The sequence below is a fragment of the Shewanella sp. genome (assembly GCF_013214165.1).
GTDB lineage: Bacteria > Pseudomonadota > Gammaproteobacteria > Enterobacterales > Shewanellaceae > Shewanella.
In genome coordinates this window covers 1-15,031 of the sequence record NZ_JABSSM010000041.1, presented here as the reverse complement: position 1 = coordinate 15,031, position 15,031 = coordinate 1, and the positions used below count along the sequence as shown (strand labels likewise).

11 protein-coding genes are annotated in these 15,031 nt (G+C 44.1%); 8 read left to right on the top strand and 3 right to left on the bottom strand.

The genetic code is table 11. From position 1 onward, the window contains the following. Positions 1–3: 3 nt before the first annotated feature. The 5 genes from HRU42_RS12895 to HRU42_RS12875 all read left to right on the top strand — a co-directional run bounded on the left by HRU42_RS12895 (position 4) and on the right by HRU42_RS12875 (position 5,581). A complete protein-coding gene (locus HRU42_RS12895) occupies positions 4–216 on the top strand; it encodes a SlyX family protein (protein ID WP_193631370.1) in 213 nt (70 codons plus the stop codon). 99 nt (positions 217–315) lie between these two features. Beyond that, complete coding sequence (locus HRU42_RS12890) at positions 316–1,683, top strand: hypothetical protein (protein WP_295031753.1); 1,368 nt, start codon at positions 316–318, stop codon at positions 1,681–1,683. 22 nt (positions 1,684–1,705) lie between these two features. Next, positions 1,706–2,299, top strand: a complete 594-nt coding sequence (gene lpoB / locus HRU42_RS12885; RefSeq protein WP_295031734.1) for a penicillin-binding protein activator LpoB — start codon at positions 1,706–1,708, stop codon at positions 2,297–2,299. Between the two features lie 191 nt (positions 2,300–2,490). After that, positions 2,491–5,115, top strand: coding sequence for an aminopeptidase N (gene pepN / locus HRU42_RS12880; protein ID WP_295031733.1), 2,625 nt, complete (start codon positions 2,491–2,493; stop codon positions 5,113–5,115). A gap of 253 nt (positions 5,116–5,368) precedes the next feature. Next, positions 5,369–5,581: a hypothetical protein gene (locus tag HRU42_RS12875; protein ID WP_295031732.1), complete on the top strand. Its 213-nt coding sequence runs from the start codon at positions 5,369–5,371 to the stop codon at positions 5,579–5,581. A gap of 78 nt (positions 5,582–5,659) precedes the next feature. Here HRU42_RS12875 and HRU42_RS12870 read toward each other — a convergent pair whose 3' ends face one another. Both HRU42_RS12870 and HRU42_RS12865 read right to left on the bottom strand, forming a co-directional pair. Next, the gene (locus tag HRU42_RS12870; RefSeq protein WP_295031731.1) at positions 5,660–6,226 is read right to left on the bottom strand and encodes a phosphoribosyltransferase; all 567 of its coding nucleotides are present in this window, start codon (positions 6,224–6,226) and stop codon (positions 5,660–5,662) included. A gap of 393 nt (positions 6,227–6,619) precedes the next feature. Further along, positions 6,620–8,404: an alkaline phosphatase gene (locus HRU42_RS12865; RefSeq protein ID WP_295031730.1), complete on the bottom strand. Its 1,785-nt coding sequence runs from the start codon at positions 8,402–8,404 to the stop codon at positions 6,620–6,622. 233 nt (positions 8,405–8,637) lie between these two features. Between HRU42_RS12865 and HRU42_RS12860 the strand changes: the two genes are divergently transcribed. Next, on the top strand, positions 8,638–9,057 hold the full coding sequence (locus tag HRU42_RS12860; RefSeq protein WP_295031729.1) for an HPP family protein: 420 nt from the start codon (positions 8,638–8,640) through the stop codon (positions 9,055–9,057). A 156-nt stretch (positions 9,058–9,213) separates the two neighbouring features. Here HRU42_RS12860 and HRU42_RS12855 read toward each other — a convergent pair whose 3' ends face one another. Then, a complete protein-coding gene (locus tag HRU42_RS12855; protein WP_295031728.1) occupies positions 9,214–9,837 on the bottom strand; it encodes a peptidylprolyl isomerase in 624 nt (207 codons plus the stop codon). A 244-nt stretch (positions 9,838–10,081) separates the two neighbouring features. Between HRU42_RS12855 and rpiA the strand changes: the two genes are divergently transcribed. Continuing rightward, positions 10,082–10,738, top strand: coding sequence for a ribose-5-phosphate isomerase RpiA (rpiA, locus tag HRU42_RS12850; protein ID WP_295031727.1), 657 nt, complete (start codon positions 10,082–10,084; stop codon positions 10,736–10,738). Positions 10,739–11,511: 773 nt separating this feature from the next. After that, positions 11,512–14,403, top strand: a complete 2,892-nt coding sequence (locus HRU42_RS12845; protein ID WP_295031725.1) for an SIR2 family protein — start codon at positions 11,512–11,514, stop codon at positions 14,401–14,403. The last annotated feature ends 628 nt before the right edge of the window (positions 14,404–15,031 follow it).

Genomic DNA, 15,031 nt, shown 5'->3' with positions numbered 1-15,031 from the left:
AAAATGGAACAATTAGAACAGAGAGTCGAAGATCTTGAGATGAAACTGGCATTTCAGGATGCCACCATAGAAGATCTCAATCAGCAAGTGATCAAGTTAAATGATCTGATGTCTGATCAGCAGCAAGCAATACGACTCTTAGTCAGTAAATTACAAACCGCAGAACCGAGTGACATAGTGAGTCAGTCAGATGAGGGCCCGCCACCTCACTATTAAATATGAGAGCTAAAGATTGAAGGTTCATGAAAGGAGCGCGATGAAAGCCAGTAATAGCCTCAATGAGGCCGTACGATGACACGTACCATGAAGATCACCATGAAACATTGGCTATTAATCCCTCTGTTGAGCCTCAGCCTGTCTGGTTGTGCATTTAACAGCATTTTTATCAATTATCCGTCGCAAATTGCCCCGGTAAAAGCCCAACTCAACACAGATACCCCGATGAAAGGGGTTCAAGATGTGGCGTCGAATATCTCAGGCGCAGATGGCCTACTCTATGCCCAGGAGGCCGGACGAGTCACTCAGATAAGCGGTGATTTTGAGGCGAGTAAAACTTACTATCGAGCAGCCGTTTCGGCCTACCTAGCCTTTGATGATAAGGCTACCTTGAGTGTCACGGATCTAGGTGCCACCGCCAGCAGTCTATTGATTAACGACAATGTGATCCCCTATCGCGGGCCAGGTTATGAGCGGGTGATGTTGCACCAATACCAGGCGCTCAACTACCTATTCACTGGCGATCGAGACGGCGCCTTAGTAGAAGTCAGACGCAGCAATCAGCTGCAGAGCTCGGAACAGGCCAGGTATCAAAAATCACAGCAATCGGTTCAAGCCATGGCGAACGGCACCATAGATGCAGAAGTGAATAAACTCGGCAAGGCCGCAGGCACAGTCACCAGTTCCTTCTTAAATGCCTATAGCTACTACACCACTGGCCTGTTACATGAGATTTTAGGCGAGCCCAACGATGCGTTTATCGATTATCGTAAAGCCGCGCAAATTACCCCTGACAACCCCTATCTGCAACAAGACTTGGTCCGCCTAGCGACACAACTCTCCATGCCTCAGCAGGAGGAGTTTGAACGTCGTTGGGGTAAGCCTAAGATGCAAGAGCAGGGAGAGGGCCAGGTTATAATCCTGCTCGAACGTGGCTTTGTGCCTGAGAAAAAAAGTATAACGGTGCCCTTCACGATCCATGGAAACTGGCAGACAGCCTCATTAGCCAGCTATACTTCAAACTCTCGTCCCATTGCAAAAGGTAACATAAACGGCTTAGGCAAGACCTTAATCGCGGCGCCCATCGCCAATATAGATGCACTGGCGATCACGGCCCTCAAGGAAGATCTCCCGGCCGCCTTAGTGAGGCAGGCAGCCAGAATCTATGCCAAGTCTGAGATGGCCAGAAGAGTAGAGAGCAGCAGCAAGAAGAAACATAACCAAGTCGATATTGCCTCCATCGCCATGCAGTTATTCAATATCATAACGGAGCAAGCCGATAGACGCAGCTGGCTCACCTTGCCCCAACAGGCACAAATTGCGAGAACTTACCTTAAAAAGGGCAGTTACTCACTCAAGCTCGATAATTCACCGAGCCAAGAGATAGAAGTAAAAAGCGGTAGAACTACCCTAGTCTGGGTAATAGACACTGGTAGTCGCACACGTTTTTATTCAATAATCATCTAATACACATTTAATGGAAGCCACTATGAAAAATTTTAAACTCATTTTTATGCTAGCTGTCGCTGTCGGACTGGCTGGTTGTCAATCAAAAGTTCAATACGGTGACGCCACCGAGGTGGAAACTGTCAATGAAAACTTCGGTTCTGCAGATCTTCAAGCCATCACGGCTAAGATGGTCGATAGCATGCTGACGTTCCCACCTATCGTGGCGATGACAGTCAACGACCGCCCCATCATGTTCGTCGATAAGATCAAGAACAAGACTTCTGAGCATATCGATACTGAATCGGTCACCGACTCGATCAGCAACAAGTTACTGCGCTCGGGTAAGTTCCGCTTTATCGATATGACCAAGGTCGACTCCGTGCGTAAGCAACTCGATTACCAGAACAATGCCGGTATGGTTGACCCATCTACCGCCATCAGCTTCGGTCGTCAAATTGGCGCCCAGTACATGCTTTACGGCAACCTTTCCAGCATAGTTAAGCAATCAGGCAGCACTAAAGATGTTTACTACAAGATGACCATGCGTCTGATGGATCTCGAAACTGGCCTTATCGAATGGTCTGATGAGAAAGAGATCCGCAAGGTTAAGTCTAAATCATTCCTAGGCTTGTAATTTAGCCTAGGCGTTCAGCTTGCCATAATGAAAACAATGCCAGTCTAGATGACTGGCATTTTTATACCCAAGTCCCCTTCCTAAAAAACGTCAATCAAGCCGGCCTTTACCTCACTGGGCAAAGAATATCGCACTCGGCAAAGAAATCGGTTAGTGTTGCCACTCATCACTCAACTGCCGGGAACCCAGCTGTGAATCTACTGCGTGTCTGTTTGCTCTGCCTTGTCTCACTACTGCTCATCTCATGTAACAGCACCGGTCAACCTAAGGTTCACGATAGCGTTTCACTCGAGTCTGCTGCCGCTAAGCTAGCCTTAGCCCAGTCTCGTCGTGCCCGAGTATCGGCAGTCAGCTATCAAATAGACTTAGATTTAACACAATCAGAGCACTTCAGTGGTACCACACAGGTGAAGTTTCAACTCGCCGATCCCAGTACGCCGCTCTCCTTAGACCTGCTCCGCGCCGACATAAAATCATTTATCATTAATGGCCACAAAATCTACCCCAGCTATAACGGTAAGGCCTTAATCTTGAGCCCGAATCTCTTGCTGTCTGGTAAGAACACAGTAGAAGTCAGTTACTCACAAAATTATGGCAACGATGGCATGGGCTTAGTGCGCTTCGTGGACCCAGCCGATGCTAACGTCTATCTCGAATCACACTTCTCCCCCGATGGGGCCAGCATGATGTTTCCCGCCTTCGATCAACCCAATCTAAAGGCCAGCTATAGCCTGAATGTCACCGTGGCCAAAGACTGGCTGGTCATCAGCTCAGTCAAGGAGCAGGAAATCATAGACTCATCCGAGTCAAGCCAATGGCAATTCCCCACTAGCCCAAGATTAAGCCCGCATATGTTTTCCCTGCACGCCGGCCCCTACCGCGTGTGGCAAGACGACAGCACTCAATCAAGATACCCCATTCGCTTGTTTGCCAGGCAAGCTATCGCGCATGAGATCTCGCCTCGACTCTGGTTTGAAGATATGGCTAAAGGGCTAGCTTTTATGGAGGAGTACTTACACGCCGACTACCCGTTCAACAAGTTCGATGTGCTGCTGAGCCCGACTCAGACCAACAAGGACTCGATAGCCAGCGCAGCGGTTACTCGCATAGATGAGAATATCGCTCTCTTTTCAAGTATTTCACCGCAAGAGCAACAAAAAAATATCGCAATAACCAGCATGACCGGCCTCTCCAGCCAATGGTTTGGCGCGCTCACAACCATGAACTGGTGGGATCAAAGCTGGCTGCCTATGAGTTTACGCTCCCAGATAACCAACAAGACCTTGGCTCAACTTGGTGATGACCCCCAAGCATCTAAGTCCTTCTATGATCCGATTAAATCCAGAGCTTATAGGGATGATGCCCTCTTCGCCAATCATGCCTATGGTGCGATACAGCCTTCGGTCGGCATCTTTAAGGGAGAGGCGAGTCTAGTGGGACTCGAACAATTGCTCGGCGAGTCAGATTTTAGACTAGGCCTGAAAAGCTACCTGGAAACATTTGCCTACCTAAGCGTCAGCCCAAGCGACTTTTTCGCCAGCCTAAGTCTCCACACCCGAGTCGATCTGCTCCAATGGCAGCAAGATTGGCTGCTCACTCCTGGGGTGAATACCCTAAGGGCTGAGTTCGTCTGTCACAATAACCGCATCAGTGAATTTGCCCTGCTACAATCTCCAGCCTCTGAGCTGAACCCGACCCTGAGGCAGCAGAACATTACCTTGGCCCTGTTCACTAAGGGGAGAAACGAGCTCCACAGGGTCCGCTCAATGTCGCTAACCTACGAGGGAGAGAGGACACCAGTTAGGCAGTTAATTGGCACTCGATGCCCAGACCTTGTCTATCCGAACTATCTCGATTCAGGCTACGTGAAAGTACGCCTAGATAGCCGCTCGCTGGAGACGGTGAAACAACATCTCAATATGGTCAATGAGCCTCAGTTGCGTTCCATGTTATGGCAGAGCCTGTGGGAGAGCGTATCTGACGGTGTCCTGCCCTTAAATGATTACCTGGGCATGGCCTTCATTAATCTCCCCAAGGAGAAGGAAGCAGCCATCCTGGCACAGGTGCTGACTAATCTGGGGCAGAGTAAATCCCACCTTGAGCAGATACTGCCAAGTCACGCTAGTTATATTCAGATGGCACTGAAAGGCTTAGAGCAGATGAGCCTGAGAAAGGCCATGGCCAACGGTGAAAGCGCCGACATTCAACGCCTCTGGTTTGATGCATATATTCAATTTTCACGCAGCACGGATGCCTTGACTCACCTAGCGACATTATTGGCAGGCCACTCCAGTATCAAGGGCTTGAAAATAGATCAACAGATGCGCTGGAACATCATCATCCAGCTCAATCGTTATGATTATTTAGGCAGCCGCTCCCTGATAGACCGAGAGCTAGCTACAGATCTGAGCCTGCGAGGACAGGCCTCAGCCATCGCGGCCCAGGTATCCAGACCCGAAGCCGGCATTAAACGCTACTGGCTGAGTCAAATTCACCATGGCACTGAGCTGCCATTTTCAACCCTCAATATCGCCATGGCCCATCTGTATCCAAGAGAGCAACAGAGATTGAGCCTAGCCAGCTCAGAGCAGAGACTCGAGTCGCTGACTCAAGTAGACCAGCAAAAGAGTGACCGTTTCATGCAACCTTATGGCCGATACTTGATCCCGACTCGGTGCGATCATGCTGGCATTGCCATGCTCGAAAAGACCATAGACAGCCAGCATGGACTCTCGGCTACTACTCGCAAAGCCTTATTACAAACACACCAGAGTGAGTTGCAGTGTGTCGCCATCAAGGAGCGCCTGCTGCGCTAAGGGCTATCTGGTGAGCGTGCGGGTAACTAGGTCACGACAAGCTGGTTTATATGATTAATATTTAGTAATAAGTGCTAATACTTGATATTTTACCCCGATGAAAATACATTAAGCAATTGATAAGCTAGGGTGTTTATTAATGGCGTAGATATTGCTTTATAAATGCTTATATCATGATTAACAATCAACCAATACCAACAATTAGAATAAGCTCAAGCAGAGTTGCAAAGAAAGCCTAGAGGGAATTAGAAATATGGGACCATTTGAAGTCATCACTGTCGCCATCATTGCCGTATTCGGTGTGAAGGCCTTTAAAGAATACAAGCAGAGAAAAAACAGCTTCGATAACATTGAAGTGGATGGGCTTAAGTCAGAGCTCATCAAACTACAAGAGCGCGTCGCGACACTCGAAACCATAGTCACTGACAAGTCATATCAACTCGGTGAACAGATAGATAAGCTATAGCTTCCCAGCGATGAAAACAAAAAACCAGTGCATATCGCTATGCACTGGTTTTTTATTGACCAGCGGATTTAGCCTAGCTTAAACGAACAGCTGTTTAATGTTGACCAGATCGCTCTTGCCTTCGAGGATCTCCTCGGGCGATAAACCAGAGACTTCATGGGGAAAGACTAACCATTCTTCCGACTCATGAATGTAATAATCAGGCTTTAACGGTACCGAAGTATTCTTGGGCTTATAGTAAGGACAGGCGATACGCACATCTTTTGGCATATTCAAACGCATCAACTCGCTGAGCTTATCCATGAGTGCGTGTATGCTGCGGCCAGAATCGAACACATCATCGACGATCAACAAACCATCATCGGCATTGGCATTCTCGACGATATAGTGCAGCCCATGAACCTTAATTTTCTTGTTCTGCTTGTCGGTGCCGATCCCGTAATAAGAAGAAGTACGAACCGCAATATGATCGGTTTCTACCTCTTTAAAATCGAAATATTCCTGCACCGCGATCCCTATCGGTGCACCACCACGCCAGATCCCGACGATAAATTGTGGACGAAAACCGCTCTCATAAACCTGCGCCGCCAGGCGAAATGAATCTTCCAGCAATTCCTGTGCGGTAATAAAGTGTTTATCTGACATTCGACCATCCCCATCTTGTTATTTATTTAGGTCAACTTGGTAGGTAAAACGCTCATTCCAAAGACGGAATATGCGCTATTTTATGCCAGTGAATAACCACAGGTTAAAGTGTAGGCATCTACCAGATTTTGGGGCCGAATTTTATACTAAAATGAGATTTGTTGCCTCATTTAAAATAAAAACTTAGACCCTAATCGCATTTATTTGATTTATCGCCTCAAATTAATGGCTAACTCGGAGAGTAAAGCAGGGGGGTGAAAGCAGCATACTATCGGACAGTGCTATTGAAAAAGTGCTATTGAAAATAGTGTATCGAAACAGAACAATCAAAAAAATAAGCCACACCTTAATTAGATGCGGCTCATGGTTTACCGTCAAGTTCTGGCTTACAAGCTAACCCCTACTGACATTCACCACTTGCGCCGTCCCCACCTGGCAAACACACGCTTGCTGTTTGCTCATATCTTCGCTGAAATCTGTAGAAAGTATGGTATCGACATAATGCCAATCACTGCGTACCTGCTCGGCGGTGAAGGTGAGCACCATAAAGCCTCTGTCTCTTAAATTGGTATACTTGAGACCCTCTACCATGTCCAGAATTCCAGCTTCGGTTTGCACCTGCTGCTCCTGCGGGATCCCCAGGTAATACTCTAGTCCGGGAGAAGATACCGAGCTGGTGGCAAACTCCACCCCCACACGGTCACCATGACTGTCTATTAACTCATTTGCCCAAGCATTATGGGTATCTCCCGCCAGTACCACCAGATTACAACCCATAGACTTAGCCGTGGCCAAAACCACCTCCCGCTCATAGGCGTAGCCATCCCAAGCATCTAAGTTATAGGGGACTGAGGGCATCTGTAGTAAAGCCATGGCCTCGGGGGTAAGTCGGTGCTGGTTTTCGATAAGAAAGGTATATTCAAATGTGGTAACCGTCGGATCTTTCGCCTCCCAACGGGCGGCAATTTGCGCCAGTGCCGCCAACTCGCCAAACTCTGTCACGCTCAGCTGCTGCATGGCTATCGCTGCCGGTAGCAACATACTGCCCATCAAGACTTGCTGCCCCAGCACTTGCCACTTTCCGGTCGCTGTCAGCAGGCTAGATTGCAACCATTGCAGCTGCTCACTGCCCAGTAAGGTTCGCTCAGTCCCGGTCACTGCCGCCATAAATTTCTGACTGTCCATGGCTTTAGTCACAGGATCGATATAATCGGCATAATCTAAGGGCTTATCACGGGCTAAGACTCGCGTATCTAGCATGTGAAGATCGACCAGATCACCAAAACTGAAGGAACGGTATATCTCCTCATGATTGCCTTCACGCCAGGGGCGTATGGGTAACCACTCAAAATAGGCTTGCAGGGCGCCCTGCTTTCTGGCATCGAAATCACCTTCTTCCTCATTGTGATTCTCGGCGCCATCCCGCCAGGCATCGTTAGCCACTTCGTGATCGTCCCATACCGTAATAAAAGGCACCTTGGCATGTAAGTCAGTCAGGCTGGTATCGGTGCGATATTGCGCATAACGGCTACGATAATCACCTAAGGTGAAGAGTTCCCCTGCAGGTAAAACCTCACGGTCCATGTCGGCGGCATGCTCGCTGGCATACTCGCCGCGAGCATATTCATAAATATAATCCCCCAGATGGATTACTGCATCTAGCCCCTCTTGTTGAGCCGCTAACGCATACACATTGAAGTGTCCCGCGGGAAAGTTGGCACAAGACAGAACCGCCAATTTAACTTGTTCTATCGCCCCTTGAGGCAAGGTGATCGCCTTGCCCACTTCTGAGACCTGTTCCCCCTGCTTGAAACGGTAGAAATATTGAGTCCCGGCGTCCAGTCCGGTTGCATCGACTTTAATGGTGTAATCTCGCTCGGCACTGGTGGTGGTTTCACCTGTGGTCACCAGATTATCGAAATCGCTGTCCGTGGCAAGCTCCCAAGCAACCGTGAGTTCCCCTTCGACTTCTGGGGTCACACGGGTCCACAAGATGATGGCATCATGACTAGGATCACCGCTGGCGACACCGTGTAAAAACTCAGCCTTAACAGCAAGCTCACTGCTACTGTCATCGTTACTGTCACTACAGCCCATCAAGCCATATGACACCACTGCCGCGCCCACACCTTTAGCCGACATTTCCAAAAAATCCCGACGAGTAAATCTCCGTTTCATTATTATTATCCTTATAAACACAAGTGGTAAGAGGTCTAACAAGTATCACGCAACACTACTATTACATTCATGCTACACAATGTCTATATTGACTGGATCGGCGGCGGATCACTTAAAAAAGAGCTTAAAATAGCACTTAAAAAGAGCACTTAAATTGGGGTATATTATCCGTGATACCATTAAGCAAGCGTGACTGAGCGGCTCACTTTTGGGTCAGACATAAGGAGATGTGGATGAATGTACAAGAGATAATGACGACTCAAGTGGTGTGTGTCAGCGATCAAGCCAGCCTAAAAGATGCGCACGCCTTGATGACATCGCGTAATGTTCGTCACCTTCCGGTGATCTCCGAGCTAGACTCGCGCCTAGTCGGTATTCTTACCCATAAGAAGATGCTTGCCACTGTGATGGCGCTGGTCAACAAATACGGCAGCGGAGCCTTAGACAGACGAGAGCGGGCAAAAACGGTGGCAAGCATTATGGACAAAGAATATCAGCACCTGACTTCCGATGAGCCTTTAGCGATCGTGGTGGAATACTTCATCAATAATAAAATAGGCTGCTTACCCGTCATCGACAATCAAGGCAGGGTAAAAGGCATAGTCACCTCTGCAGATTTCGTGAAACTGTGCGCCAAGCTATTAAAACAGTAAGCGGTAAACTCGAACCTAGGTCTTTCCGGCATGCTGATGGCCGGGATCAAAAAGTGCTAAGTAAACGGTACGCTCAGCAGTGATATGAACACAGCTGCAGGCTGCAATGATAAAAAAAGTCCTGTGTAAACAGGACTTTTCATGATGGGAAACAATCTATGTGGCAGGGCAAGTCATTTCAGAAATACTATTGATAACAATAACTTCCACTGGGACATCGTTATTGGTATCGACAATATCAATCTGGTCGACGATCTCAATTCCATCAATCACCTTACCAAATACCGCATAACCCACACCATCTAAAGCGTGTTCTTGATCTAAATTAACATTGTCTATGGTATTGATATAAAACTGTGATGTGGCCGAATTAGGCGCACTGGTTCTCGCCATGGCGATAGTGCCGCGCAAGTTACTGATCCCGACACTCGCTTCATTCTCGATTGGATCTCGTGTCTCTTTTTGAACCAGATCCGGTGTAAACCCACCACCTTGCACGACAAATTGACGCACTACACGATGAAAGATCAAGCCATCATAGAAGCCAGTATCCACATACTGCTTGAAGTTCTCCCCCGTGATAGGAGTATTAGTGGCATCGATAGCCAAGGTAATATCCCCCATGCTAGTGCTCATGGTATAACAATAATCTTGCGCTAACTCAGGAGCGGGAGTCACAGGTGGTGTAGGTGGCGGTGTCGTCGAACCCGAATCATCTGAACCACCGCCACATGCGGTTAACATGCCAGCCAACACTAAACTTACTGCAAATTTTTTCATCTGTATCCCTATCTTCTAACCGGCTCATTAGTGTTTTCATTACTAGGCCGGTATGACTACTTAAGACAGCTTAAATCCTACAAACATTTAACCTCACACACAATAGGTGAAACAAAGTAAAACACTTAAGCAACCTAGCGTTCAGGATTAGCGCTCACATTCAAGTATTCAGCAAGTAGAGTATTTTGAACTGGCTCGGGTATAATGGTGGCAGAATTTTTAAAACTCCTTACAGGACACGACCATGACACAAGATGAGATGAAGAAAGCCGCTGGTTGGGCTGCGCTACAATACGTTGAAAAAGATACTATTGTTGGCGTCGGCACTGGCTCTACCGTTAATCACTTTATTGATGCTCTCGCGACCATGAAGGCCGATATAGAAGGGGCTGTTTCTAGCTCTGCAGCGTCAACCGAAAAGATGAAAGCACTGGGTATTCCGGTCTACGACCTCAATTCTGTCAATGAGCTTTCTGTGTATGTAGATGGTGCCGATGAGATCAACAAACGCATGGACATGATCAAGGGCGGCGGCGCCGCTCTGACCCGTGAGAAGATCATCGCAGCCGTAGCCGACAAGTTTATCTGTATCGTAGATAACACTAAGCAGGTCGATGTTCTAGGCGAGTTTCCACTGCCAGTAGAAGTGATCCCTATGGCTCGCTCATACGTGGCACGCCAACTGGTCAAGCTAGGCGGCGATCCGGTTTACCGCGAAGGTTGTGTGACCGACAACGGCAACATCATCTTAGATGTGTACAACATGAAGATCATGCAGCCCAAAGAGCTCGAAGAGCAGATCAATCAAATCGTCGGCGTAGTGACTAACGGTTTGTTCGCTAACCGCGGTGCTGATATCTTGTTAGTGGGTACACCAGAGGGGGTTAAAACGGTTAAGTAGACCGTTTTATTGCTCTTTCTGCTGGTAGTTTACAGGTAGTTTGCTAGGTTCTGAATCCTAGGTTATCAAGCCTAGCTAGCTTGTACCATGAAGCCACTCTTTTTAACGGGTGGCTTTTTTGTGTCTTCATTTTGGATAAATGGGACTTGAAAGCTTGCTGTACAGCATAGCTTCATTGTTATCTATCACCTGCAGTGGGCTTATGTGCAGTTACTTCTGTGACACGGCGTGAATATATCCCTATAGCCTCGGCCGTGACATCCCTGTCACGGACGGTCACAGCCGCATCTGCATCTGCATCTGCATCTGCACTGAGCTATTCAAAAGAAGATTTTTCATGTTAGTTGGCATCATTGTAATAGGTTCATAATTTCGAATAGACCTTGATTCGCTCCGACCCCTTTGTAGTAAACCAAACAGAAAACAGAACAAGAACAGAAAGCTAGGGCAAAACACAGAGTTTTATATTTCTATTATAAATATGTGATGGAGCTATTGAATTCCACATTAAAAGTAGGTTAGTGTGTGTGCAGTTAGGGAAACGCACTCACTAGAAATAAAGCATTCAGGGATGAAGATAAGCTTGCACGCCACTCACAGCGCAAGCAATTGATTCATATCAAACTTCCCCTGATTTTTTTCTCTTTGCACCGAAAGCCTTTCCCCAAAAACACCCAATCAGTTAGATTTAACAATGGGTGGCACCATTAATGCTCACTTTAAACAGTAATTAAACTTGCAATCAAATTAATTACTATGAATTAGGATAGTTCATGAACACAAAAATCCCAGTAGAACTAGTCGACTCTATAAACAACAAAAAGTTACTGATTTTTGCAGGTGCGGGCCTTTCTGTAAATAGCGGCTTTCCTAGCTGGTCTAGTATAGTAACTGACTTATTAATCGAAAATGAAAAATATATCGAAAAGTCAAAACCGCTATTAGAAGCTATGAATTCAGAAATTATGTCTCCTTTAGATGTCTTAGACAAGATATCGGAAAACAAGAAAATAATATATAAAGTATTTGAAGAAAAATTAAATAAAAAACATGTTAGTGACTTACACAAAAACATAGGCTTGCTAACTAGTAAGATTGTGACTACAAACTTTGACACATTAATAGAGCAAAACACTGAAATCTCAAATATAATAACTCAAAAAAGCAATTACAACCTTAGTAAAATAGATAATGAAGATGAATTCTTATTAAAGATCCACGGTGATATAAGTAGTATTGATCATTGCGTTATTTTTTCCGAACAATACAAAACACTATATAATACTGAACGGTTTTCTACATTTCAGTTACAGAAGTTAATATCAACACATACGATATTATTTATTGGGTTTTCTTTTACAGATCCATATGTAACACAGCTTTTCGAAAAAATTCAAAACTTGCAAGATAACTATGGACCAAAACATTACTTCATATCGAATAGTCAAACAGACATTAGAAATATAAATGATATAAAAATAAAGTCATTAGAATGTATAAATATAGGGGGATACTCTAACCTAGCTACCTACATTGAAAAACTGGTGTCAATTAAGAAGGTTAACAAAATCAATCCGACAGAAATCGATTGTGCAGCAACTTTACTAAAAGATATAGACGGTAGTGATATAGCTCCAATTGTAACTGGTTGGGTTGGAAGAGAAGAAGAGCTATTCTCCCTTAACTCTGACACCTTTAAAGTTATTTTTATTACAGGTATCGGAGGGGGTGGGAAATCTGCACTAGCATCATATTATCTTCAAAATGAAAAAAGCTACCCCATATCTGAATGGAAAGACTTCAAAGAGCAAGAGCATAAATTTCAACATAAAATAATATCGATGATAAAAAGCATATCTCCTAATATAAAATCTAATGACTTAATTGATTTTTCTGATACAGAATTAATAAATTTATTTTTTAGTGAGTTGGGCAATAAAAGGGCACTATTTGTATTGGATAATATAGATAGTTATATTGACCTAGAAAATTTCGAACCTGTAAATGGAGTAGGAGAATTATTCAATATAGCAATGACGGCCGAACATAGTTCAAAATTTATTTTTACCTGCCGCCCATTCATACAATATGCTAAGCCTAGATTTATGCAGCTCAACCTAACTGGTTTTACTGAAGCGAATACAGTTGATTACTTTTTAAATGGAAAAATGTTTGGTATATCTAAAAACAAACTAATAGAATACGCAAAAAGATCGCACAAACTAACAAATGGACATGCTTTATGGCTAAGTTTAATTTTAGCACAGTCAAGAAAAGGTGAAAAAGCTCTTAATGAATTCCTAAGTAGAATTGGTACAGGTATATCAATTGATAAAAATGACACTTCGATATTATCAAAAAATGTTCTGAGTAGTGTTTGGGAATCCCTACACACAAGAGACAAGCAAGTATTAAGAACGTTAGCAGAGTCTGTTGTAGCTGAAACAGAAGACGATTATAGTGAAATATTAAGAGATGAACTCAATTACAAAAACTTCCAAAGAGCACTGAAGTCACTCAGAGGTTTTAATTTAATTGTAGAGAAAAGAGATAGTAAGTATATCGAATTACACCCATTAGTTAAAGAGTACGTTATCACAAGCTATCCGCCAACTGAACGAAGCAAATATATTCATTACCTTGTGAAATATTATGACAAATGGGTTGTAATATTGAAAGAGAAAATGGGGTCTAATTTAAGCTACCAAGAGTTTTCTAACTTCATAAATAAAGCTGAACTTTCCGTTAATGCCAAGGATTATCAAAGCGCTGTTAGTACGCTATTAGACGTACAAGATTCCATGTGCTCAGCTGGATATGTCGAGGAGTTTTTAAGGGTTACCTCTATTTTATTTACAGCTATAAACTGGAATAAAAACTCGTTATCTAAACTGAGTGGGATTGAGGATTTAATTCATGATACTGCAAAAGCTTCCACTCAATTCGGAAACAATGAGTTCACAGATTCACTAATAGAAAACTATGGTAAATTAATTGAACAAAAAGAAGATAATTATATTCGTTTATGTGACACTAGATCATATTACTTTTGGTTTAAAAGAGATTATGACAGTGCTATAAATACTTGTGAAGAAGCACTTTACTTGTTAGATAGAGCAGAGTTACCAGAGCCTTACAGTATAAAGTACACTTTAGCGTTAGCGCAACGAGACACAAGAGAAACCAGTAACCTGGCTAAATCTCTAGATTACTTCATAAAAAATTCCTCTTTAGATTCTCTGACTTGCATAACAGAGCTACCAGAGACGGGAGAGCACGCAACTTTAGGTAATGTTGGTAAGTGTTTATATTTCCAAGGGGAAATTGATAAATCTTTAATTTGCTACTACAAATCATTCTTCTATTTATTTACACGCAACATTTCTGACAATTTACTAAACCTTGGGTACGCATCACTTTGGATAGCAGAATCATTATCAGATCTCAATAAGAAAGAGGCTGCTTATTACTTTTTCAAACACTCGTTTAATTGCTGGAAAAATATATCACCTATATTGGAAAAGAGGCATAGAGAAGAGCGCGTTGAATTACTATCGAATAAAACATATAGAAATATTGCCTCCCAAGAAGATTGGAGAATAGAAAAATTCTGTGTTGATTGGATTGAAGACATTTTACAGAAAAAACTAACTAAGCATAAGTAATTTAAAACCAAAAAGGGGGCGAAGCCTGGCGAACCCCCATATAACCAAGACAGCCAGGGTTATAAAAAAAGATAGGACAGCCACATCTTTTGCTATGTCCAAGCGCGGCAGTAATAAATGTGAGCGGACTTCCCAGCTCTTCTCTAGACAATATCTAGACATTTTATTCCTACACAATTCATAGTGACTTAAAAGCAGAAATAAGCAGGCTGCGCTGCGGTAAACAGCTCCATAAACCAAACAGAAAACAGAACAAGAACAGAAAGCTAGGGCAAAACACAGAGTTTTATATTTCTATTATAAATATGTGATGGATATGTTGAATTCACTATTGTAAGCAAGAATAAAAGTAGGTTAATGTGTGTGCAGTTAAGGAAACGCAGGGCAAACTCTTACATCTACAAGGTAACGCCATTCAGGGAAGAAAAAGCCAATCATTAGCTTGTAAAGGGTCTACTCAGGGAGCGCATGCAAGCACCAAGTGATAAAGTTTACTCTGACCCTGACCTATCCCCACAAATACATATTAATAATCATAGGGATAACAAAATAAAATTGAACTTTCATGACATTTAGTGATCTGATCAATCGCCAAACATCACAAACCGAGAAATGCCATGAAAGTATC

Bases quoted from the DNA above. Each gene is read 5' to 3' on its own strand.
- HRU42_RS12895 (WP_193631370.1), top strand. From the start codon at position 4: ATGGAACAATTAGAACAGAGAGTCGAAGATCTTGAGATGAAACTGGCA.
- HRU42_RS12890 (WP_295031753.1), top strand. From the start codon at position 316: ATGAAACATTGGCTATTAATCCCTCTGTTGAGCCTCAGCCTGTCTGGT.
- lpoB (WP_295031734.1), top strand. From the start codon at position 1,706: ATGAAAAATTTTAAACTCATTTTTATGCTAGCTGTCGCTGTCGGACTG.
- HRU42_RS12875 (WP_295031732.1), top strand. From the start codon at position 5,369: ATGGGACCATTTGAAGTCATCACTGTCGCCATCATTGCCGTATTCGGT.
- HRU42_RS12870 (WP_295031731.1), bottom strand. From the start codon at position 6,226: ATGTCAGATAAACACTTTATTACCGCACAGGAATTGCTGGAAGATTCA.
- HRU42_RS12865 (WP_295031730.1), bottom strand. From the start codon at position 8,404: ATGAAACGGAGATTTACTCGTCGGGATTTTTTGGAAATGTCGGCTAAA.
- HRU42_RS12860 (WP_295031729.1), top strand. From the start codon at position 8,638: ATGAATGTACAAGAGATAATGACGACTCAAGTGGTGTGTGTCAGCGAT.
- HRU42_RS12855 (WP_295031728.1), bottom strand. From the start codon at position 9,837: ATGAAAAAATTTGCAGTAAGTTTAGTGTTGGCTGGCATGTTAACCGCA.
- rpiA (WP_295031727.1), top strand. From the start codon at position 10,082: ATGACACAAGATGAGATGAAGAAAGCCGCTGGTTGGGCTGCGCTACAA.
- HRU42_RS12845 (WP_295031725.1), top strand. From the start codon at position 11,512: ATGAACACAAAAATCCCAGTAGAACTAGTCGACTCTATAAACAACAAA.